16 protein-coding genes are annotated in these 20,452 nt (G+C 67.4%); 10 read left to right on the top strand and 6 right to left on the bottom strand.

The window, feature by feature from the left end; all coding sequences use genetic code 11:
- Positions 1–104: 104 nt before the first annotated feature.
- Both AC1DVA_RS19120 and AC1DVA_RS19125 read right to left on the bottom strand, forming a co-directional pair.
- Positions 105–1,160 (bottom strand): aldo/keto reductase, encoded by a 1,056-nt coding sequence (locus AC1DVA_RS19120; protein ID WP_476806918.1) that lies wholly within the window; start codon positions 1,158–1,160, stop codon positions 105–107.
- Positions 1,161–1,241: 81 nt separating this feature from the next.
- Positions 1,242–1,877: an arylesterase gene (locus tag AC1DVA_RS19125; RefSeq protein WP_476806919.1), complete on the bottom strand. Its 636-nt coding sequence runs from the start codon at positions 1,875–1,877 to the stop codon at positions 1,242–1,244.
- A 153-nt stretch (positions 1,878–2,030) separates the two neighbouring features.
- Here AC1DVA_RS19125 and AC1DVA_RS19130 point away from each other — a divergent pair, with 153 nt between their 5' ends.
- The 4 genes from AC1DVA_RS19130 to AC1DVA_RS19145 all read left to right on the top strand — a co-directional run bounded on the left by AC1DVA_RS19130 (position 2,031) and on the right by AC1DVA_RS19145 (position 6,973).
- Entirely contained in the window at positions 2,031–2,732 is a 702-nt protein-coding gene (locus tag AC1DVA_RS19130) for an ABC transporter ATP-binding protein (protein ID WP_476806920.1), read from the top strand.
- Positions 2,733–2,734: 2 nt separating this feature from the next.
- The gene (locus tag AC1DVA_RS19135; RefSeq protein ID WP_476806921.1) at positions 2,735–5,320 is read left to right on the top strand and encodes an ABC transporter permease; all 2,586 of its coding nucleotides are present in this window, start codon (positions 2,735–2,737) and stop codon (positions 5,318–5,320) included.
- Positions 5,321–5,539: 219 nt separating this feature from the next.
- Positions 5,540–6,313: a Bax inhibitor-1/YccA family protein gene (locus AC1DVA_RS19140; protein WP_265050899.1), complete on the top strand. Its 774-nt coding sequence runs from the start codon at positions 5,540–5,542 to the stop codon at positions 6,311–6,313.
- 108 nt (positions 6,314–6,421) lie between these two features.
- Positions 6,422–6,973 (top strand): N-acetyltransferase family protein, encoded by a 552-nt coding sequence (locus tag AC1DVA_RS19145; RefSeq protein WP_476806922.1) that lies wholly within the window; start codon positions 6,422–6,424, stop codon positions 6,971–6,973.
- Between the two features lie 10 nt (positions 6,974–6,983).
- On the opposite strand, the gene AC1DVA_RS19150 is transcribed toward AC1DVA_RS19145, so the two are convergent.
- Both AC1DVA_RS19150 and AC1DVA_RS19155 read right to left on the bottom strand, forming a co-directional pair.
- Positions 6,984–7,352 carry a DUF2794 domain-containing protein gene (locus AC1DVA_RS19150; RefSeq protein ID WP_265050901.1) on the bottom strand — a complete coding sequence of 123 codons (369 nt, stop codon included), beginning with the start codon at positions 7,350–7,352 and terminating at the stop codon, positions 6,984–6,986.
- Between the two features lie 360 nt (positions 7,353–7,712).
- On the bottom strand, positions 7,713–8,261 hold the full coding sequence (locus AC1DVA_RS19155) for a peroxidase-related enzyme (RefSeq protein WP_476806932.1): 549 nt from the start codon (positions 8,259–8,261) through the stop codon (positions 7,713–7,715).
- Between the two features lie 178 nt (positions 8,262–8,439).
- On the opposite strand from AC1DVA_RS19155, the gene AC1DVA_RS19160 reads away from it, so the two are divergent.
- Both AC1DVA_RS19160 and AC1DVA_RS19165 read left to right on the top strand, forming a co-directional pair.
- A complete protein-coding gene (locus AC1DVA_RS19160; RefSeq protein ID WP_476806923.1) occupies positions 8,440–13,287 on the top strand; it encodes an NAD-glutamate dehydrogenase in 4,848 nt (1,615 codons plus the stop codon).
- A gap of 14 nt (positions 13,288–13,301) precedes the next feature.
- Entirely contained in the window at positions 13,302–13,496 is a 195-nt protein-coding gene (locus AC1DVA_RS19165; protein ID WP_265050903.1) for a Trm112 family protein, read from the top strand.
- 175 nt (positions 13,497–13,671) lie between these two features.
- Here AC1DVA_RS19165 and AC1DVA_RS19170 read toward each other — a convergent pair whose 3' ends face one another.
- Positions 13,672–14,919, bottom strand: coding sequence for a ubiquinone biosynthesis hydroxylase (locus AC1DVA_RS19170; RefSeq protein WP_476806924.1), 1,248 nt, complete (start codon positions 14,917–14,919; stop codon positions 13,672–13,674).
- A gap of 119 nt (positions 14,920–15,038) precedes the next feature.
- On the opposite strand from AC1DVA_RS19170, the gene tesB reads away from it, so the two are divergent.
- The 3 genes from tesB (at position 15,039) to AC1DVA_RS19185 (ending at position 17,986) form a co-directional block, all read left to right on the top strand.
- Positions 15,039–15,905, top strand: a complete 867-nt coding sequence (tesB, locus tag AC1DVA_RS19175) for an acyl-CoA thioesterase II (protein ID WP_476806925.1) — start codon at positions 15,039–15,041, stop codon at positions 15,903–15,905.
- A gap of 238 nt (positions 15,906–16,143) precedes the next feature.
- Complete coding sequence (locus AC1DVA_RS19180; protein WP_265050906.1) at positions 16,144–16,482, top strand: P-II family nitrogen regulator; 339 nt, start codon at positions 16,144–16,146, stop codon at positions 16,480–16,482.
- Between the two features lie 28 nt (positions 16,483–16,510).
- On the top strand, positions 16,511–17,986 hold the full coding sequence (locus AC1DVA_RS19185) for an ammonium transporter (RefSeq protein ID WP_476806926.1): 1,476 nt from the start codon (positions 16,511–16,513) through the stop codon (positions 17,984–17,986).
- Between the two features lie 75 nt (positions 17,987–18,061).
- Here AC1DVA_RS19185 and AC1DVA_RS19190 read toward each other — a convergent pair whose 3' ends face one another.
- The gene (locus AC1DVA_RS19190) at positions 18,062–18,397 is read right to left on the bottom strand and encodes a hypothetical protein (protein ID WP_476806927.1); all 336 of its coding nucleotides are present in this window, start codon (positions 18,395–18,397) and stop codon (positions 18,062–18,064) included.
- A gap of 192 nt (positions 18,398–18,589) precedes the next feature.
- Between AC1DVA_RS19190 and AC1DVA_RS19195 the strand changes: the two genes are divergently transcribed.
- The coding region (locus AC1DVA_RS19195; RefSeq protein ID WP_476806928.1) for a DNA translocase FtsK at positions 18,590–20,452 on the top strand (1,863 nt) is incomplete at its 3' end.

Genomic DNA, 20,452 nt, shown 5'->3' on the forward strand with positions numbered 1-20,452 from the left:
CATTCTCAGGCTTGATCCGAGCATCTCAGGAAGGAAGGGCGCTCATTTCTCGACGAGATTCTCGGGTCGAAGCATTGCTTCGCCCGAGAATGACGAGCGTTTGCTCAGGGGCAGGGATTGCCGACGAGCTGATGGATCGCGTCGATCTTGGCCTCGACATCCGCCGTCAGCTTGACGTCGATCGAGGCGATATCGGTCTTCAGCTGCTCCATCGAGGTCGCACCGATGATGTTGGACGTGACGAAGGAGCGGCTGTTGACGAAGGCCAGCGCCATCTGGGCCGGATCGAGCCCGGCTTCGCGGGCGAGCGCGATATAGCGCCTGATCGCGTCCTCGGCACCCGCGCCCTCATAGCGTTGGCCCCGATCGAACAGCGTCGTGCGGGCGCCTGCCGGGCGTGCGCCGTCGAGATACTTGCCGGTGAGATAGCCCTGCGCGAGAGGCGAATAGGCGAGCAGCCCGACATCCTCGCGAATCGCCACCTCGGCGAGCGCCGTCTCGAAGGTGCGGTTGAGCAGGTTGTAGGCGTTCTGGATCGACTGCACCCGCGGCGTGCCCCGCGTTTCGGAGTCGGTGACGAAGCGCACCGTGCCCCAGGCGCTCTCGTTGGAGAGGCCGAGATGGCGGATCTTGCCGGCTTTCACGATCTCGGCGAAGGCGTCGAGCTGCTCGGCGATCGAGGTCTCGTCGGCGGGCTTCTCATAGGCGGCTTTCGAGAAGCGCGTCGGATTCGAACCCCAGGGCATCGGCCGCTCGGGGAAATGCAGCTGGTAGAGATCGATATAGTCGGTCTGCAGCCGCTGCAGGCTCTTGTCGACTGCCTCCAGGATCTGCTTGCGCGTCAGCCGCGTCGGGCTGCCATCGTCGCGGAACCAGGTGTTGCCGCCGCGCCCGCAGACCTTCGACGCCAGGATGATCTTGTCGCGGTTGCCGCGCGCCTTGAACCAGCTGCCGATGATCCGCTCGGTCGAGCCTTGCGTCTCCGGCTTCGGCGGGATGGAGTAGAGCTCGGCCGTGTCGAAGAAGTTGATGCCCTGCTCGACGGCATAGTCCATCTGGGCATGGCCTTCGGCCTCGGTGTTCTGCTCTCCCCAGGTCATGGTTCCCAGGCAGATCACCGAGACCTTGAGATCGGTGCGTCCGAGGTGGCGATAGTCCATGGCGAAGCAACTCCGGGAGCGGGGCCGGCGGGCGGCGATGCAAGAATCGGGGATTCGTCGCGCGGAGAACCCGTGGACGGATCAGGACCTGGGCGGCAAGCTGGCGATGAAGCGCTCGACCGTCGGCAGGATGGTCCGGACGATGACGTTGACGCCCTCGGCCGTGGGGTGGAGCCCATCCGCCTGGTTCAGCGCGCGGTCGCCCGCGATGCCCTCCAGGAAGAATGGGTAAAGCACCAGCGCGTGCTTTTCCGCAAGCTCGCGATAGATCGCATCGAAGCGTTTCGCATAATCCTCGCCGAGATTGCGCGGCGCATACATGCCGGCGAGCAGGACCGGGATCCTGCGCTCCTTCAGCCGCGTGATCATCGTCTCCAGCGATTGCCGCGTCTGCGCCGGGTCGACGCCGCGCAGCGCGTCGTTGGCGCCGAGTTCGAGGATGACGCCGTCCGTCCCGTCCGGCACCGACCAGTCGAGCCGCTCTAGCCCGCCTTGCGTCGTATCGCCGGAGACGCCGGCGTTCACGATCTCGACAGCGATGCCCTTCCGGCGCAGCGCTTGCTCCAGAACGGCGGGAAAGGCGGCGCTGGCCGGCAGGTTGTAGCCCGCCGACAGCGAATCGCCGAAGGCCACGAGCTTCAGCGGCCTCGCGGCGGCCCGACTCGGGCTGGATGTCTGGGCATGGGCCATATCGTGAGAACCGGCGAGAAGCAGCATGAGGGCGACGCAAAACGCCGCAACCGATTGGACAAGCGCGAATCCGCGCCCATATGGCCGCAGACCGCCTTGCGACGCGACCCCGCCCCAATCCGGGCGCGATCCGCTGTCAGCGAGGAAGGTGTTGGATAGCGAAGTCAGGATCATGGCGTGATGAGCGAGAAGGCCGCTTCGGCGATCGAGTTGCAGGATGTCCACCTGAGTTTGGGGCGTGGCGCCGCCCGCGTCCATATCCTCAAGGGCGTCTCGGTGTCGCTGGCCGACGGCGAGGCGACCGGCCTCGTCGGCCCCTCCGGCTCCGGAAAGTCGACGCTGCTGATGACCATGGCCGGGCTGGAGCGCCCGGATTCAGGCCTTGTCAGGGTGGCCGGGCAGGATCTCGGCGCCCTCGACGAGGACGGGCTCGCCGTCTTCCGCGGCCGGCATATCGGCATCGTCTTCCAGTCCTTCCATCTCGTCCCAACCATGACGGCGCGCGAGAACGTGGCCCTGCCCCTCGAGCTCGCCGGTAGCCCAGACGCTTTCGCCCGCGCCGAGGCCGAGCTGCGCAATGTCGGCCTCGGACACCGCATGGACCACTACCCCGCCCAGCTTTCCGGCGGCGAGCAGCAGCGCGTCGCCATCGCGCGGGCCGTCGCGCCCGATCCGGCGATCCTCGTCGCCGATGAGCCTACCGGCAATCTCGACGAATCGACCGGCCGCTCCATCGTCGACCTGATCTTCGCGCTGAAGCGCGAGCGCGGCGCGACTTTGGTGCTCGTCACCCACGATCTCTCCCTCGCCGCGCTCTGCGATTCTACGGTCAGGCTGCGCTCCGGCGTGATCGAGGCTGACAGCGAGATGGCGGTCATCTGACGATGCACGCTCCCGTCAAGCCTGCCGCTACCCCACCCTCGCGCTCCCCCGGCATCGGCCTCGTCCTCCGGCTCGCCATCCGCGACCTTCGAGCGGGCCTGCGCGGCTTCGGCGTCTTCATCGCCTGCTTGGCACTCGGCGTCATGACCATCGCCGCCGTCGCCTCCGCCTCGCGTGGCCTGACCGAAGGCCTCGCCCGCGAGGGACGGCGCATCCTCGGAGGCGATGCCGCCTTCAGCCTGATCCATCGCGAGGCCTCGCCATCGGAGCTCGCCTTCCTGACGGCACGCGGCACGGTCTCCAGCATCGCTACGATGCGCGGCATGGCCAATGCAGGCGAGAAGGGCGCGGCGCTGGTCGAGATCAAAGCGGTCGATTCCGCCTATCCCGGCATCGGTACCGTCGAGACCGACCCGCAGCAGCCTTTGACCGGCCTGCTGGAAACACGCGATGGCGTCTTCGGCGCGGTCGCCGATCCCGTTCTGTTCGGCCGGCTCGACCTGAAGCCCGGCGACACCGTGACGGTCGGCGGCGCCAAATTGCAGCTGCGCGCCAATCTGGTTTCGGAACCCGACAAAATCGCCGCCGGCGTCGGCTTCGGCCCACGCCTCCTGATGTCGCAGGAGGCGCTGCGCGCCACCGGCCTGATCCAGCCGGGAAGCCTGATCCGCTGGACCTATCGCCTGCAGCTCCCGCAAGCCGCCGCTGGCGATGCCGATCTCGAAAAGGTGATCGCGACGGTCGGCAGCGAGCAACGCGATGCCGGCTGGGAGATCCGCTCCCGCGCCAACGCGGCGCCGAGCTTCCAGCGCAATCTCGAACGCTTCACCCAGTTCCTGACGCTCGTCGGCCTCACCGCCCTGCTGGTCGGCGGTGTCGGCGTCGCCAATGCGGTGCGCCGCTTCGTCGAGGCCAAGAAGCTCGACTTCGCCACGATGAAGGCGGTCGGCGCCACCGGCGGGCGCGTCGTCGCCATCCACCTGACCGAGGTGATGCTCGTCGCCGCCATCGGCACGGCGATCGGCCTCGTGCTCGGCGCCATCGCCCCCTTCGGGCTCGGCGCCATCGTCCAGAGCATCCTGCCCGTTCCCTTCGAGCCGACCCTGGCGCCGGGCGAGCTCGCCATCGCCGCGCTCTACGGCCTGCTGACGGCGCTCCTCTTCGCGATCATCCCCCTCGGCCGCGCCCACGATATCCCGGTCTCCGGCCTGTTCCGGGACCGCATCGAGCCCGATCCGCGCCGTCCCCGCGCGATCTACCTTGCCCTCTGCGCGCTGGCGCTGGCCGGGCTTGCCGGCGTCGCCATCGGCTTCGCCTATGATCGCCGCATCGCGCTGATCTATATCGGCGTGATGTTCGGCGTGTTCGTGCTGCTGCGCGCCGTCTCTCTCGGCCTGATGGCGCTCGCGCGCCGCATCCCGCGCCCGCGCCGTCCGGCCTTGCGGATGGCGCTCGCCAACAGCCACCGGCCGGGCGCGCTGACGCCCTCGCTCGTGCTCTCGCTGGGCCTGGGTGTCGCGCTGCTCTCCACGCTGTCCTTCATCGACGTCAGCCTGACGCGCCAGCTCACAGGCGCGCTGCCCGAGAAGGCGCCGAGCTTCTTCTTCCTCGATGTTCCCAGCCGCGACTCCGACCGCTTCGACGCCTTCCTCGCGGCGGAGCGCCCGGGCGCCCGGACCGAGCGCGTTCCGATGATGCGCGGCCGCATCGTCTCCGTGAACGAGACCCGCGCCGAGGACATCAAGGCGAGCGAGCAATCCGCCTGGGTGCTCGACGGCGATCGCGGCATCACCTACGCCGCCAGCCTGCCCGAGGGTTCCAGGGTCGCGGCCGGCGAGTGGTGGTCCGCGGATTATCGCGGCGAGCCGCTGGTCTCCTTCGACGCCCAGAATGCCGCGGGCATCGGCCTCAAGATCGGTGACCGGCTCACCGTCAACGTGCTCGGCCGCAACATCACCGCCCGCGTCGCCAATCTGCGCGCGGTCGACTGGCGCTCCTTCGGCATCAACTTCGTGATGGTGTTCTCGCCCAACACCTTCGCGGGCGCGCCGCACACCAACCTCGCCAGCATCGCCGCGAGCCCGGACGGCAAGGGTGCCACCGACGCCGTGCTGATCCGCCGCCTGGCGCTCGATTTCCCCGCGGTCACGGCGGTGCGGGTCAAGGACGCGCTCGAAGCGGTCAACACCATCGTCGCCCAGCTCGCCATGGCGATCCGTGGTGCGTCGGGCCTCGCCATCGCCGCGAGCCTGCTGGTGCTGGGCGGCGCGCTGGCCGCCGGGCAGAGGGCGCGGCTCTATGACGCGATGATCCTGAAGACCCTCGGCGCGACACGTCGCTTCATACTTTCGTCGTACGCCCTTGAATACGCCGTCATCGGCCTCGTCGCGGCGCTGTTCGGCGTTGTCGCGGGTACTGCGGCGGGGTGGGGCATCGTCACGCAAGTGATGCGGATCGAATTCGTCAGTGATCCCATGGGGGCGATACTGGCTGCGACTGCCGCTGTCGTGGTTACCGTCCTGTTCGGGCTCGTCGGTACGATAAAAATACTGGCGAAGGCGCCGGCTTCTCATCTCAGGAATTTATGATGACTATCTGAGAACGACTCTCGATAGACATTAAAATCCTGTAATTCTGCATGAGCGCGACGCCGAACTTCTATCGCCCGGCCCGCCTTAACCATGGCGGGCTCTTGTAAGAACCGCAAAAGCCCCTCATATTCCGGTCATCGCGCCGATCATGCGCGAGGACGGCTGGCGCGAGGGCGCTCTCCGTCGTCCGAAACAACGTCAGGGGAAACTCTCTTAATGAGCAACTTCGACCGCAATGCTCCAGTCTGGGGTGCCGGCCGCGCACAGCAGACCAGCGCCGTCGAGATGGATCAGGGCCTGCGCTCGTTCATGCTCGGCGTCTACAACAACATGGCGATCGGCCTCGGCATCACCGGCCTCGCCGCGCTCGGCATCTCGATGCTGGCCATCGCCGGCTTCACGCCCGACGGCAAGATCGCCGGGCTGACGGCGCTCGGCCAGGCGATCTATCTCAGCCCGCTGAAATGGGTCGTGATGCTCGCGCCGCTCGCCTTCATCATGCTCTTCTCGTTCAAGGCCGAAAGCATGAGCGCCGCCTCGGCGCGGACCATGTTCTTCGCCTTCGCGGCGGTGATGGGCGTCTCGATGTCGTCGATCCTGGTCGTCTTCACCGGCGCTTCCGTGACGCGGGTGTTCTTCATCACGGCCGCCGCCTTCGGCGCGCTGAGCCTCTTCGGCTACACCACGAAGAAGTCGCTGTCGGGCATGGGCTCGTTCCTGATCATGGGCCTGATCGGCCTCGTGATCGCCTCGGTGGTCAACCTCTTCCTGGCCTCGAGCGCACTGGCCTTCGGCATCTCGGTGATCGGCGTTCTGGTCTTCGCCGGCCTGACCGCCTGGGATACCCAGCGCCTGAAGGAGATGTATCTCTCTTCGGATCTGGATCCGGAATCGGCTGCGAAGCTCTCGGTGAACGGCGCGCTGTCGCTGTACCTGAACTTCATCAACATGTTCCAGATGTTGATCAGCCTGATCGGCGACCGCCGCTAAGTCCTTCGCTTCCGGGCACCACGCCTGGACAGAGCCCCGGCCGCAAGGCCGGGGCTTTTCTTTTGGCAGGCCTTTTCTTTTGGCATGCCCGTTGCTCATCATCCGGGCATGACGACGCCTTCGATCCGCCCGGCCACTCCCGCCGATATCCCCGCCATCACCGCGATCTATGCCCATGCGGTGCTGCATGGCACGGCGTCGTGGGAGCTGGATCCACCCGGCGAAGCGGAAATGCTGCGGCGCTTCGAGGCCGTGCTGGCGGGCGGCTATCCCTATGTCGTCGCCCATCGCGATGGCGAGCCGCTGGGCTATGCCTATGCTGGCGCCTACCGCCCCCGCCCGGCCTACCGCGCAACGGTCGAGAACTCGATCTACATCGCCCCGGCAGCCCAAGGCCTGGGTATCGGCGGCCTGCTGCTCGATGCGCTGATGACCGCCTGCACGCAGCGCGGTTTCCGCCAGATGATCGCGGTGATCGGGGATGGCACCGGCGCCTCGGTCGGCTCTCGCCGCCTGCATGAGAAGGCCGGCTTCCGCCTGATCGGCGTAGCCGAGAAGGTCGGGTTCAAGCATGGCCGCTGGCTCGACCAGATGCTGATGCAGAAGGAACTGGGTGAAGGCGACCGCACGCCGCCCAGCCCTGAGCCGAGCGGATCCTGAGTTTTAAGGCTCAGCTCACGACGCTCAGCTTGCGGTCGAGCACCTGGAGCACGCGGGACAGTTCGGAGCCGCGCTTGAGGATGAGGCCGGTCGCGGCCACGACGGAATAGGCGCCCTGCCGGCGCGCCAGGGCCGGATCCTTGACGATTCGGTAGAGCGGCATCTCCGAAGAGCGCCGGAACACCGAGAACTGCGCCGTGTCCTTCAGGAAATCGATGGCGTAGTCGCGCCACTCACCCGCCGCGACCATGCGGCCGTAGAGGTTGAGCAGTTCGCTGAGCTCGCGCCGATCGAAGGTGACGGTTGCGGGCCGGGCCGGCGACGGGAAATGGACGACCGCGCCGGCCGATTGCGATTGCGGCGTTTCGCTTTCGCTCATGGCGCCTCCCTGGCCGCCACTCAAGCGGACGACGGTGCGATGATGCGCCCGCACTGCTGCGCTGGCAAGGTATCGCGTTCGTTTGATCGCGTGCGCCCGCATTCGCTTTGGGTCAGCATTATCCGCAAATGCCGCATTTTCGCCGCGAACGCGCCAAGCGACCGCCAAGTTGCGCCGCTCAACTCCCCTCGTTGCCTCGACGGCCCGGTTTCGCTGAACGCCGGTTTGTCAGCCCCCCAGCCCCCCGGAGTTCGGGCGGAGCCGGGCCATCGAGTCGAGGCCAACTAGCGGCTGGCATTGCGCCGGCCGTTTTCTTTTGCGCGGTGCTCTCGCTCGAATCACGGCAGCTGCTCGAGATTTCTACCGCGCCTGCCGATGATACTCGGCGTTCGGCCGCATATCGACGGCCGAGGCCATCCGGTTCGACATGTTGTAGAAGGCCGCGACGGCGCCGATGTCCCAGATGTCGCGCTCGGAGAAACCGGCCTTGCGCAGCGCCCACCGGTCGTCCTCGCCGATCAGATGCGGGGTTTCGGTCAGCTTCACCGAGAAATCGAGCATGGCGCGATGCCGCGCCGACAGGTCCGCGGCCCGATAGTTCATCGCGATCAACTCACCGAGCACCGGATCGCCCGAGAGCTGGCGCACCGCCGCACCATGGGCGGCCAGGCAGTAATAGCAGCGGTTCACGCTCGAGACCGCGACGGCGATCATCTCGCGCTCGAGCTTCGACAGGCCGGACGGCGCCAGCATCAGGTCGTTGTAGAAGGCGGCGAAGGCCGAGAGCTTGGCGTCGTCATGGGCATAGGATGTCAGCACATTCGGCACGAAACCGAGCTTCTCCCGGCACTTCTCGAAATAGGCTTCGTTCTCCGCCGAGAGCTGTCCCGACTTCAGATCAAGCGCCATCACCTGCGGCGGCGCGTCCTGCCGCGCCGGCTCCTCGCCCAGCTTTGGTTTGTCATGCTTTGTAGCCATGGTGCATCCTGTCGGACCGAGGCGGCAATTTGCCGCTTTTTCGGGCAAGTCAAAGTTGAAAGGTTGCGCAGCCTATGCCATCGCTGCGGCAAAACAACTGGGGTGAGACATGGGCAAACGGGTGACGAACGCGACCGCCGAGGCGATCGCAGCCATCGAAGCCGCGGCCACCGGCCTCAAGAGCACGATGCCCGCCGAGTTTCCTCGCCTGCTTTATGGGCGCTCCGTCGCCGAAGATCTCGAAGCGCTGCCGCCGGAGATGCTCGCTCACGCCGCTGCGGCGGCCTACGAGCACCTGACCCAGCCCCGCAAGCCCGACACCATCAATCTCGGCTTCCGCGACGCGGAATTCGGCGAAGGCGATCGCAAGCGCCAGGTCACCATCCTGGAGGTCGTCAACGACAACAAGCCGTTCCTGCTCGACTCGACGCTCGCCGAATTGCAGGAACAGGGCCTCGAGCCGCGTCTCGTCGCCCATCCGATCCTCGCGGTGGCGCGCGATGACAAGGGCAAGTTCCTTTCGCTCGCCGGCGAGGCCACTGGCCGCGCCCCTGAAGGCACGCGGCGCGAGAGCCTGCTGCACATCCATATCCCGCGCATCGATACCCAGGACGCCCGCGAGAAGCTGCGCGCCGGGCTCGAGCAGGTCTATGCCGACGTCGCCATGGCCGTCGACGACTGGGCCGCGATGCGCGGGCGCATCACCGAGGTGATCCAGGCCTATCGCGCCAATCCGCCGCCTCTGCCGGAGGACGAGATCGCCGAGGCGCTGCAGTTCCTCGAATGGATCGCCGGCGACAACTTCACCCTGCTCGGCATCCGCGCCTATCGCTTCCCCGGCGGCGACGTCGCGGCCGATCCGATCGAGGGCTCCGGCCTCGGCATCCTGCGCGACCCCTCCGTCAAGGTGCTGCGCAAGGGCCGCGAGCTGGTGACGACCACGCCGGAGATCCGCTCCTTCCTGGCCAAGCCCCATGCGCTCATCATCACCAAGGCCAACGTCAAGAGCCGGGTGCACCGCCGCGTCCATCTCGACTATGTCGGCGTCAAGCTGTTCACGCCGGACGGGCGGCTCGACGGCGAATTGCGCATCGTCGGCCTGCTGACCTCGAACGCCTATACCGGCTCGGCCCGCGCCATCCCCTATCTCAGGCTCAAGGTCGCCCGCGTCGCCAAGAACATCGGCTTTGACCCTGCGAGCTATTCCGGCCGCTCGCTCATGAATGTGCTCGACGCCTATCCGCGCGACGAGCTCTTCCAGATCGACGTGGCCACGCTCGAGCAGTTCGCGCTCGACATCCTGCAGCTCACCGAGCGGCCGCGCATCCGCGCCCTCGCCCGGGTCGACGAGTTCGACCGCTTCGTCTCGATCCTCGTCTTCATCCCGAAGGATCGCTACGACACCACGGTGCGTCTGCGCGTCGGCGAATTCCTGGCGCGCATCTATGGCGGACGCCTCTCCGCCGCCTATCCGGCCTATCCGGAGGGGCCGCTCTCGCGCACCCACTACATCATCGGGCGCGACGACGGCAAAACCCCGCGCATCGACCGCGCCACGCTCGAATCCGGCATCAGCGCCATCGTCCGGACCTGGGGCGACGGCCTCAAGGACGTCCTCGATCAGGAGAAGGCCGGCCCCGCCGCCCGCGCGCTCGCCGAGCGTTATGCCGAGGCCTTCGGCGCCGCCTATCGCGAGCGCTTCTCGGCCGCCGACGCCCTCATCGACATCGAGATGCTCCAGCAGCTGACGCCGGAGCGGGCACGCTCCGTCAACCTCTACCGGCGCGAGGGCGACGAACCGACGCGCGCCAACCTCAAGGTCTTCTCGCGCGGCGCGCCGATCTCGCTCTCGGCGCGCGTGCCGGTGCTGGAGAACATGGGCTTCCGCGTCATCAACGAGCGGACCTACAACATCATGCCGCAAGGCAACGGCGCCAAGGGCGGCGAGAACGTCCGCGTCTGGTTGCACGACATGACGCTGGAGCGGGCCGACGACGGCACCATCGACATCGAACACCTCGATCCGACGATCGAGGCGGCGCTGATGGCGCAGTTCCGCGGCCTCGCGGAATCCGACCGCTTCGACCAGCTCGTGCTGGCCGCGGGCATGGCATGGCGCGAGGCCGCGCTGCTGCGCGCCTTCGGGCGCTATCTGCGCCAGACCGGCGCGCCCTATGCGCAGAGCTACATCGCCGACGCTCTGACGCGCCACCCCGATATCGCCGCTGGGCTCATCGCCTATTTCAACGCCAAGTTCGATCCGCGCAATCCGGCGGCTGAGCGCGAGCAGCGCATGGCGCAGAAGCGCGCCGAGATCGAGGAGGCGCTCGACGCCGTCACCAGCCTCGACGAAGACCGCATCCTGCGCCGCCTCATCAACCTGGTCGACGCTGCGCTGCGTACCAATTTCTTCCAGACCGGCCCGGACGGCCATCCGCGCCAGACCATCACCTTCAAGTTCGACTGCGCCAAGGTCGACGGCCTGCCGCTGCCGCGCCCGCTCTACGAGATCTTCGTCTATTCTCCGCGCGTCGAGGGCATCCACATGCGCTTCGGCAAGGTCGCGCGCGGCGGCCTGCGCTGGTCCGACCGGCCGCAGGACTTCCGCACCGAGGTGCTCGGCCTCGTCAAGGCGCAGCAGGTCAAGAATGCCGTCATCGTCCCGGTCGGCGCCAAGGGCGGCTTCGTGCCGAAGCAGCTGCCGCCGGCCTCCGACCGTGCGGCCTGGCTGACCGAGGGCACCGAGAGCTATCGCCTCTTCATCCGCAACCTGCTCGAGCTCACCGACAATCTCGACGGCGAGAATATCCTGCCGCCGCCGGACACGGTGCGTCATGACGGCGACGATCCCTATCTCGTCGTCGCCGCCGACAAGGGCACGGCGACCTTCTCCGACACCGCCAACGCGATCTCGCTGGAGAAGCACCACTGGCTCGGCGATGCCTTCGCCTCCGGCGGCTCGCAGGGCTACGACCACAAGGGCATGGGCATCACGGCGCGCGGCGCCTGGGAGGCGGTGAAGCGCCACTTCCGCGAGGTCGATATCGACATCCAGACGGCGCCCTTCACCGTCGCAGGCGTCGGCGACATGTCGGGCGACGTCTTCGGCAACGGCATGCTGCTGTCGCCGGCGATCAAGCTCGTCGCGGCCTTCGACCATCGCGACATCTTCCTCGATCCCGATCCGGACCAGGCTACGTCGCTGGCCGAGCGCCAGCGCCTCTTCGCCCTGCCGCGCTCGTCCTGGCAGGACTACGACAAGAAGCTGATCTCCAAGGGTGGCGGCATCTTCTCGCGCCAGGCCAAGAGCATCCCGCTCTCGGCCGAGGTTCGCGCCCTGCTCGACATCGACAAGGCGGAGGTATCCCCGCCCGAGCTGATGACCGCGATCCTGAAGGCGCGCGTCGACCTGCTCTGGTTCGGCGGCATCGGCACCTATATCCGCGCGACCGACGAGAGCGACGCCCAGGTCGGCGACCGCGCCAACGATGCCATCCGCATCACCGGCAGCGATCTCCGCGCCCGGGTCATCAGCGAGGGCGCCAATCTCGGCGTGACCCAGCGCGGCCGCATCGAGGCGGCCCGCAAGGGCGTGAAGCTCAACACCGACGCGATCGACAACTCGGCCGGCGTCAACACCTCCGACGTCGAGGTCAACATCAAGATCGCGCTGGCCGGCCCGGTGAAGGACGGACGCCTCAAGGAAGACAAGCGTAACGAACTGCTCGCGGCGATGACCGACGAGGTCGGCGATCTCGTCCTGCGCAACAACTACCTGCAGACGCTCTCGCTGTCGCTGACCGAAGCGCAGGGCATCGCGGCGACGCCGGGCCTGCGCTTCCTGATGCAGACGCTGGAGCAGGACGGCCGGCTCGATCGCTCGGTGGAGTTCCTGCCGAGCGACGCGCAGATCGCCGAACGCGAGAAGCGCAGCGAGGGGTTGACCCGGCCCGAGCTCGCCGTGCTGCTGGCCTATGCCAAGCTCGCGCTGCACGACGCGCTGCTCGAATCCACTGTGCCGGATGATCCCTACCTCGCCAGCGAGCTCGTCCGCTATTTCCCGAAGGCCCTGCGCGAGGCCTATCCGGACGCCATCGCCAGCCACAAGCTGCGGCGCGAGATCGTGGCGACGCAGCTCGCCAACGCGATCGTCAACCGCGGCGGCCCGGCGCTGGTGCCGGTGCTGGCTGCGCTGACCCGTTCGGACGCGCCGGCCATTGCCGCCGCCTATGCAGTCGCCCGCGACTCCTTCGATCTGATCGCCCTCAACGGCGAGATCGACGCGCTCGACGCCAAAATCCCCGGCAAGACCCAAATGGGGCTCTATGGCGCGGCCCAGGAGCTCGTCACCAACCGGATGAGCTGGTTCCTGCGTCGCGGCGTCGCGAAGCCCGGCACGATCGAGCAGACCATCGCCCACTACGCCAGGGGCGTGAAAGAGCTGGCGGAGGAACTCGGCAGCCTGCTGCCCGAGGCCGCATCGCAGGCGCGCCTTGCCCGCATCGCCGTGCTGACCTCGGAAGGCGTGCCGGAGGCGCTCGCCGCCCGCATCGCCAGCCTGCCCGCTTTGGCGGAGGCGACCGACATCGTCGACATCGCCGAACGCAGCGAGCGCCGGATCGGCGACGTCGCCCGCATCCATTTCAGCATCGATGCGCTGTTCGGCCTGTCGAACCTGAAAACGGCGGCTGCGGCAGTGCCTGCAACCGACGACTACGAGCGCCTGGCCCGTGAACGAGCGCTCGAGACCCTCGACGATGCGCATTCCAACCTGACCCAGGAAGTCTCCGCCTCCGGCAAGGGGCAGGGCACGCTGGAGAGCTGGCTGGCGGAGCGCGGCCAGGAGGCGGACCGGACGCGCACCACCGTCAACGCGATCGTCGGCTCGGGCCTCACCTTGCCCAAGCTGATGGTCGCCGCCGGCATGCTGGCCGATTTGCCGCGCAAGAAAAGCTGAACAGGACGAAACGAATGACCGAAACCAATGTCGGCACGCGCATAGACCCCAAGCTGCTCGAGATCCTGGTCTGCCCGCTGACCAAGGCGACGCTTGAGTACGATGCCGCAAAGCAGGAGCTGATCAGCCGGGCCGCGAAGCTCGCCTATCCGATCCGCGACGGCATTCCGATCATGCTGCCGGAAGAAGCCCGGCAGCTGGAAGACTGACCTCCGTCATTCCGGGGCAAGCGCACACGCTTGAGCCCGGAACCCATGAACACTATTCAAGCCGAAGAAACCGCAACCGGCGCAGTTTTTTCGGCATATCCGGTGTTCATGGGTTCCGGGCTCATTGCTTCGCAATGCCCCGGAATGACGGCGGCGCACGGCTGTCGCGCCGCGCTCAAAGCGCCTCGCCCCTGAGAAGCCGCGGCGGCTCGCCTGCCACGCCGGCGGCTTCGCGGATGAAGAAGCGCTTCAGCCGCGGCAGCCGGTCGACCAGCCCGAGGCCTAGATCGCGTGCCAGCCTGAGCGGCGTGGCGTCGTTCGAGAACAGCCGGTTCAACCCGTCCGTCACGGCGCCCATCGCGACCGTGTCGAAGCGGCGCGCCTTCTCGTAATCCTCCAGCACGTCGAGCGAGCCGGGATCGAGCCCGAGCCGGGCCGCATCGACGACGACCTCAGCCAGCGCCGCGACATCCTTGAGTCCGAGATTGAGTCCCTGCCCGGCGATGGGGTGAATCAAATGAGCGGCATCGCCGAGCAGCGCGAAACGCGTATCGACGAAGCGGCGGGCGACGCCGAAGCCGAGCGGATGGGCGCTTACCGGGCTTTCGAGCGCGATCTCGCCGAGTTCCAACCCGAAACGCGTCTCGATCTCGGCCAGCAGATCGTCGACATCGAGCGAAAGCAGGGCCGGCACATTCTCCGCCGCCTCGGTCCAGACGATCGATGAGCGATGGCCGAGCTTGCCGCCATCCGCCAGCGGCAGGATGGCGAAGGGCCCCGAGGGCAGGAAATGCTCGACCGCCCGCCCCTGATGCGACCGCTCATGGCCGATCGTGGCGACGATGCCCGATTGGTCATAGTTCCAGCCGACCCAGCCGATGCCGGCCTGCTCGCGCAGCCTGGAGCGCGCACCGTCGGCCGCGACCAGCAGCGCGGCCTCGCACTGTGAGCCATCGGCGAAGGTGACATCCACCTTGGCGTCCTCGGCCACGAAGCGCCGCACGCCGATCCCGCGCAGTTCGACACCGACTCGCTCGCAGGCCGCCTTGAGTTCCGTCACCAGAGCCGCATTCTCGACCATATGGGCGAAGGGCTGGCCCGGCTCGATCTCCCCATCGAAGGTCAGGAAGACCGGGCGCACGGCATCGCTGGTGCGGCTGTCGGAGACGATCATCTCCATCATCGGCTGGGCCGAGCCGGAAACCGCCTGCCAGATGCCGAGCGTCTCCAGCATCGCCCGCCCGCCCGCCGCCACCGCATAGGCGCGATTGTCCGCCCGCGGCGGCGCAATCACGGCCGGATCCGCCAATGTGACCGCAAAGGCGCTGCCGAGCGCCTGCTTCAGCGCCAGCGCCAGGGTCAGCCCCGCGATCCCGCCGCCCGCGATGACGATGCGTGCGCCCGAACCCTGCTCGGTGGCCATGCTGCTGCTCCCTCTGGCGTCTTGACGGCACGGGATGCCTCGGTGCTGATGCGAGACGAACCGGCTGTTCCTTGCGGGCCGCCGGCCGCTCCGTCAACCTGACCGCGATAGCCGCCGCCATGTCCCAGATCAGCGCCTCCCTGACGGCGATTCTCGACCTCGAGCCGCTCGAGCGCAACCTGTTCCGCGGTCGCAGCCCGAAATCGACCTGGCCGCGCGTCTTCGGCGGGCAGGTGATCGCGCAATCGCTCTATGCCGCCTGCAAGACCGTCGAGGGCCGGCAGCCGCATTCGCTGCATGCCTATTTCCTGCTGCCGGGCGACCCGGAGATCCCGATCATCTACGAGGTCGATCGCCTGCGCGACGGCCGCTCCTTCACCACGCGGCGCGTGCTCGCCATCCAGAAGGGCGAGGCGATCTTCGCCATGTCCGCCTCCTTCCAGGTCGATGAGCCCGGTTTGGAGCATCAGATGCCGATGCCGAAGGTCCCGATGCCCGAGGAGCTGCCGGATCGGGAGGAGATGGCGAAAAGCGTGCTGCCGCACATGCCGGATGCCGTTCAGGCCTATTACCAGCGCAAGCGGCCGATCGAAATCCGCCCGGTCGAGCTGGAGCGCTATCGCACCGGCGGCAAGATGGAGCCGAAGTTCAACGTCTGGATCCGGGCGATGGAGGCCCTGCCCAACGAGCCCGCTTTCCACCAGAGCGTGCTCGCCTACGCCTCCGATCTGATGCTGCTCGATTCCAGCCTGATCGCGCATGGCACGACGGTCTTCGACCAGAAGATCCAGGGCGCCAGCCTCGACCATGCGCTGTGGTTCCACCGGCCCTTTCGTGCCGATGACTGGCTGCTGTACTCGCAGGACAGCCCCTCGACCTCCGGCGCACGCGGCTTCTCGCGCGGCCTCGTATTCGATCGCCAGGGCCGGCTCGTCGCCTCCGTCGCGCAGGAAGGGCTCATTCGGCCGAGGCCCGATCTCGGCTGATGATATTTTGAGCGGCTGCTTCTCAGTTAATCTGATGCCTATTTTCTAGGCATTCTTCACTTTCCTCACCTGTGATTCCCGCCCTCTGACCTCCGGATGCCCCCTTTCGGGCTCCCGGAGCGGGTTGGCACGCGCCTTGAATTGAGCGCTCCGGTGCACTGCGGTCCGCAGGGCGCACGAGCTTCAACGAGATCGCCGGGGCTGACGACCGGGCGGCGCAGACGGGGAAACCCAGCACATGAAAATCGTGATGGCGATCATCAAGCCGTTCAAGCTGGAGGAGGTGCGCGACGGGCTCACCGCCATCGGCGTCCACGGCCTGACGGTGACCGAGGTGAAGGGCTACGGCCGCCAGAAGGGTCATACGGAAATCTACCGCGGCGCCGAATATGCCGTGAGCTTCCTGCCGAAGATCAAGATCGAGGTCGCCGTCTCCGACGAGCTCGTCCCGCAGGTGATCGAGGCGATCACCGCCGCAGCCCGCACCGGCCAGATCGGTGACGGCAAGATCTTCGTTTCGTCGCTTGAGAAGGCCGTGCGCATCCGCACCGGCGAGACCGACGCCGACGCCCTCTGAGCCCCGACCCCTTCAGGAGTTTTAGACGATGAATTTCAGGACTTCCTTGCGGACCGGATTGGCCGGCCTCGCGCTGGTCGCGCTCTCGGCCGGCGCAGCGCTCGCCCAGGCCCCCGCCGCGCCGCCGGTTCCCAACAAGGGCGACGTCGCCTTCATGATGAGCTCGACGGTCCTCGTCCTGCTCATGACCGTTCCCGGCCTCGCGCTCTTCTATGGCGGTCTCGTCCGCTCCAAGAACATGCTCTCGGTGCTGACGCAGGTCTTCGCGATCGTCAGCGTCGTCTGCATCCTCTGGGTCACCTATGGCTACTCGCTCGCCTTCACCAATGGCGGCGGCCTGAACGACTTCGTCGGCGGCTTCTCGAAGGCGTTCCTGAGGGGCGTCGACGCGACGACGGTCGCGGGCACCTTCTCGAACGGCGTCTACATCCCAGAATTCGTCTACATCTGCTTCCAGATGACCTTCGCCTGCATCACGCCGGCGCTCATCGTCGGCGCCTTCGCCGAGCGCATGAAGTTCTCGGCGCTGCTGCTGTTCAGCGTGCTCTGGGTCACCTTCATCTATTTCCCGATGGCCCACATGGTCTGGTACTGGGGCGGGCCTGACGCGGTCGGCAACGCCGCCAAGGCGCTCGCCGAAGCCGGCGCGGACGGCAAGACTGCCGCCCAGTCCGCGCTGGATGCGGTCAATGCCGACGCCGGCATGCTCTTCAAATGGGGCGCGCTCGACTTCGCCGGCGGCACGGTCGTCCACATCAACGCAGGCATCGCCGGCCTCGTCGGCTGCGTGCTGATCGGCAAGCGCATCGGCTACGGCAAGGAGCTGATGGCTCCGCACTCCCTGACCATGACGCTGATCGGCGCCTCGCTGCTGTGGGTCGGCTGGTTCGGCTTCAACGCCGGCTCCAACCTCGAAGCGAACGGCACTGCCGCGCTGGCGATGATCAACACCTTCGTCGCGACCGCCGGCGCCGCCGTCGGCTGGCTGTTCATCGAATGGGCGGTCAAGGGCAAGCCCTCGATGCTCGGCATGGTCTCGGGCGCTGTCGCCGGCCTCGTCGCCGTCACCCCGGCCGCCGGCTTCGCCGGCCCGATGGGCTCGATCCTCCTAGGCATCGTCGCGGGCGTCGTCTGCTTCGTCTTCTGCTCGACGGTGAAGAACGCGCTCGGCTACGACGACTCGCTCGATGTCTTCGGCATCCACTGCGTCGGCGGCATCATCGGCGCGATCGCGACCGGCATCCTGGTCAACACCACGCTCGGCGGCGCCGGCATCCCGGACTACTCGACCAAGCCCGGCGAGCTCGTCGTCGGAGCCTATGAGTTCGGGCCGGCGGTGATGGCGCAGGTCAAGGCCGTGCTGTTCACGCTGGTGTTCAGCGGCGTTGGCTCGGCGATCCTCTACAAGATCGTCGATGTCGTCGTCGGCCTGCGCGTCACCTCCGATCAGGAGCGCGAAGGTCTCGACATCGCCGAGCATGGCGAGCGCGCCTATCACGACTGATCGCCGCGCGATTCACGTGAAATCATCACCCCGGCGGGCGACCGCCGGGGTTTTCTTTTGCGCCGGGGACGGCTTTCAGCCCGGCTCGTTCAGCACGATCTCCAGCACCTGCACGCCTTCGGGCAGCTCGATCAGGAATTCGGCATCGCGCGGCAGGTGGTGGATCCGGCGCGGATCGGGCCCGGCAAAGCGCGACATCGCCTCGACGCTCTCCCAATAGGAGATCGTGACGAACTCGCTCTCGGTCTCCCGGTCTTCCCGAAACATCTGCGCGCCCAGCGCCTTCTCCTGCAAAGGCGTCACGCCTTCCTTGCGGAGATAGGCCGCATAATCCTCCGCCTTTTCGCGCGTCGTGCGCCCTCGCCAGATTTGGGCGATGCGGGCCTGCTTTGTCCTGCTCTCGTCGGACATCGATCGTTCCTCACGGTTTCCGCCATCCCCGGAGCAAGCGCGGGGCGCCGTCCGGGGTTCCCAGGCTCCCGACAAGACGCGTCAGCAATCCGCGATACGTCTCAAGGTTAAGCGGGTCTTAACCTCGCCTTCCTAACCTCTCGCTGATGGCCGGATGATGCGGCCCCGACAGTCCGGATAACCCGAAGCCGCATGCGCACCATCCGCCGCTCCCAATCGCTCATGGACCGCCTGCCCGATCCGGTGCGGGAGTTCCTGTCGCGCCGCGCCTCGGAAATGACCGGGCTCGGCGTGTTGGCCTTCATGGTCGCGATCGCCGTCGCACTGGCGAGCTGGTCGGTCGACGATCCCAGCCTCAACAACGCCACCAGCGGCGCGGTCCGCAACTGGCTCGGGCGCCCCGGCGCCATGGTCGCCGACCTACTGATGCAGCTCATCGGCCTCGGCGTCATCGCCCTGCTGTTCCCGCCGATGATCTGGGCGCTCAGGCTCATGCGCTTCCATCTCTTCGATCGTGGCGCGCTCAAGCTCGGCCTTTGGGTCGTCGGCGTCGCCGCGACCGCCGCCGTCGCCAGCGCTCTCCCGGCAACGCCGCGCTGGCCGCTGCCGACAGGCATGGGCGGCGTCATCGGCGATGGCCTGCTCTTCGGCACGCGCAACATCGCGGGAATCGCCGGCAGCGCCGTCGGCAGCCTCGTCGGCTTCCTCTATGCCGGCATCGCCATCCTGGCCGTCACGGCCGCTGCCGGCTTCGGCTTCGTCACCGACGAGGATCCGGCGCTCGACAGCGACGAGGCGGAGGACAGCTGGTCGGACGGCGAGGAGCGCCGCGACGACGAGCCCGGCATCACCGTCATCCTGATCGGCTGGCTCGCCCATGGCGCCATGGCCATGCGCGCGGCGATCCTGCGCCGTCTGCCGCAGCCGCCCGAGCCGGTGGTCGACACGGGCGTCGCCCCGCGTGATGAAAATGGCCGCGTGCGCCGCGAGCCGCAGTTCGGCGAGGCTCCCGCGGCCCGCCGCACCAGTCCCGCTTTCGATCCCGAGCCGCTTCCGGGCGCTCGCCCCGCCGTGGCCAGCCGCCCGGCCGATGATTTCGATGCGCCCTTCGATCTCGATGACGAGCCGCAGGACCTGCGCGATCTCAACGCCCCGCGCGTGGCCATGCCGCGCGGCGCGCCGAAGCCCGGCAAGCGCATCCAGCGCGAGGCGCAGCCCTCCCTGCTCGACCGCGAGAGCTTCGAACTGCCGCCGCTGACCTATCTGGCCGAACCGAAGAAGGTCGCGGCCAATGCGGTCTCGACCGATGCGCTGGAGCAGAATGCGACGCTGCTCGAAGGCGTGCTCGAGGATTTCGGCGTGCGCGGCGAGATCACTCAGGTTCGCCCTGGCCCTGTCGTCACCCTCTATGAGCTTGAGCCAGCCCCGGGCACGAAGTCGTCCCGCGTGATTTCGCTTGCGGACGACATCGCGCGTTCGATGAGCGCGGTGTCGGCGCGTGTCGCGGTGGTGCAGGGCAAGAACGCCATCGGCATCGAATTGCCCAATGCCCGGCGCGAGACCGTCTTCCTGCGGGAGCTCCTCGCCAGCCAGGATTTCGAGGCGACCAAGCACAAGCTCGCGCTCTGCCTCGGCAAGACCATCGGCGGCGAGCCGGTGATCGCGGATCTCGCCCGCATGCCGCACCTTCTAGTGGCGGGCACCACCGGCTCGGGCAAGTCCGTCGCGATCAACACCATGATCCTGTCGATCCTCTACCGGCTGAAGCCGGAGGAGTGCCGCCTGATCATGGTCGATCCCAAGATGCTCGAGCTCTCCGTCTATGACGGCATCCCGCATCTGCTCACCCCGGTCGTCACCGACCCGAAGAAGGCGGTCGTCGCCCTGAAATGGGCGGTGCGCGAGATGGAGGAGCGCTACAAGAAGATGTCGAAGCTCGCGGTGCGCAACATCGACGGCTTCAACGCCCGCGTCGGCGAGGCCAAGGCCGCCGGCGAGGTCATCACCCGCACGGTCCAGACCGGCTTCGACAAGCACAGCGGCGAGGCGATCTAC

The sequence above is a fragment of the Allobosea sp. P4_C6 genome (assembly GCF_056402015.1).

What these genes read in the sequence shown, in the direction of transcription:
- AC1DVA_RS19140 (WP_265050899.1), top strand. Translation starts at nt 5,540, where the DNA reads ATGAGCAACTTCGACCGCAATGCTCCAGTCTGGGGTGCCGGCCGCGCA.
- AC1DVA_RS19130 (WP_476806920.1), top strand. Translation starts at nt 2,031, where the DNA reads ATGAGCGAGAAGGCCGCTTCGGCGATCGAGTTGCAGGATGTCCACCTG.
- AC1DVA_RS19155 (WP_476806932.1), bottom strand. Translation starts at nt 8,261, where the DNA reads ATGGCGCTTGATCTGAAGTCGGGACAGCTCTCGGCGGAGAACGAAGCC.
- AC1DVA_RS19125 (WP_476806919.1), bottom strand. Translation starts at nt 1,877, where the DNA reads ATGCTGCTTCTCGCCGGTTCTCACGATATGGCCCATGCCCAGACATCC.
- AC1DVA_RS19145 (WP_476806922.1), top strand. Translation starts at nt 6,422, where the DNA reads ATGACGACGCCTTCGATCCGCCCGGCCACTCCCGCCGATATCCCCGCC.
- AC1DVA_RS19190 (WP_476806927.1), bottom strand. Translation starts at nt 18,397, where the DNA reads ATGTCCGACGAGAGCAGGACAAAGCAGGCCCGCATCGCCCAAATCTGG.
- AC1DVA_RS19120 (WP_476806918.1), bottom strand. Translation starts at nt 1,160, where the DNA reads ATGGACTATCGCCACCTCGGACGCACCGATCTCAAGGTCTCGGTGATC.
- AC1DVA_RS19185 (WP_476806926.1), top strand. Translation starts at nt 16,511, where the DNA reads ATGAATTTCAGGACTTCCTTGCGGACCGGATTGGCCGGCCTCGCGCTG.
- tesB (WP_476806925.1), top strand. Translation starts at nt 15,039, where the DNA reads ATGTCCCAGATCAGCGCCTCCCTGACGGCGATTCTCGACCTCGAGCCG.
- AC1DVA_RS19180 (WP_265050906.1), top strand. Translation starts at nt 16,144, where the DNA reads ATGAAAATCGTGATGGCGATCATCAAGCCGTTCAAGCTGGAGGAGGTG.
- AC1DVA_RS19160 (WP_476806923.1), top strand. Translation starts at nt 8,440, where the DNA reads ATGGGCAAACGGGTGACGAACGCGACCGCCGAGGCGATCGCAGCCATC.
- AC1DVA_RS19165 (WP_265050903.1), top strand. Translation starts at nt 13,302, where the DNA reads ATGACCGAAACCAATGTCGGCACGCGCATAGACCCCAAGCTGCTCGAG.
- AC1DVA_RS19150 (WP_265050901.1), bottom strand. Translation starts at nt 7,352, where the DNA reads ATGAGCGAAAGCGAAACGCCGCAATCGCAATCGGCCGGCGCGGTCGTC.
- AC1DVA_RS19135 (WP_476806921.1), top strand. Translation starts at nt 2,735, where the DNA reads ATGCACGCTCCCGTCAAGCCTGCCGCTACCCCACCCTCGCGCTCCCCC.
- AC1DVA_RS19170 (WP_476806924.1), bottom strand. Translation starts at nt 14,919, where the DNA reads ATGGCCACCGAGCAGGGTTCGGGCGCACGCATCGTCATCGCGGGCGGC.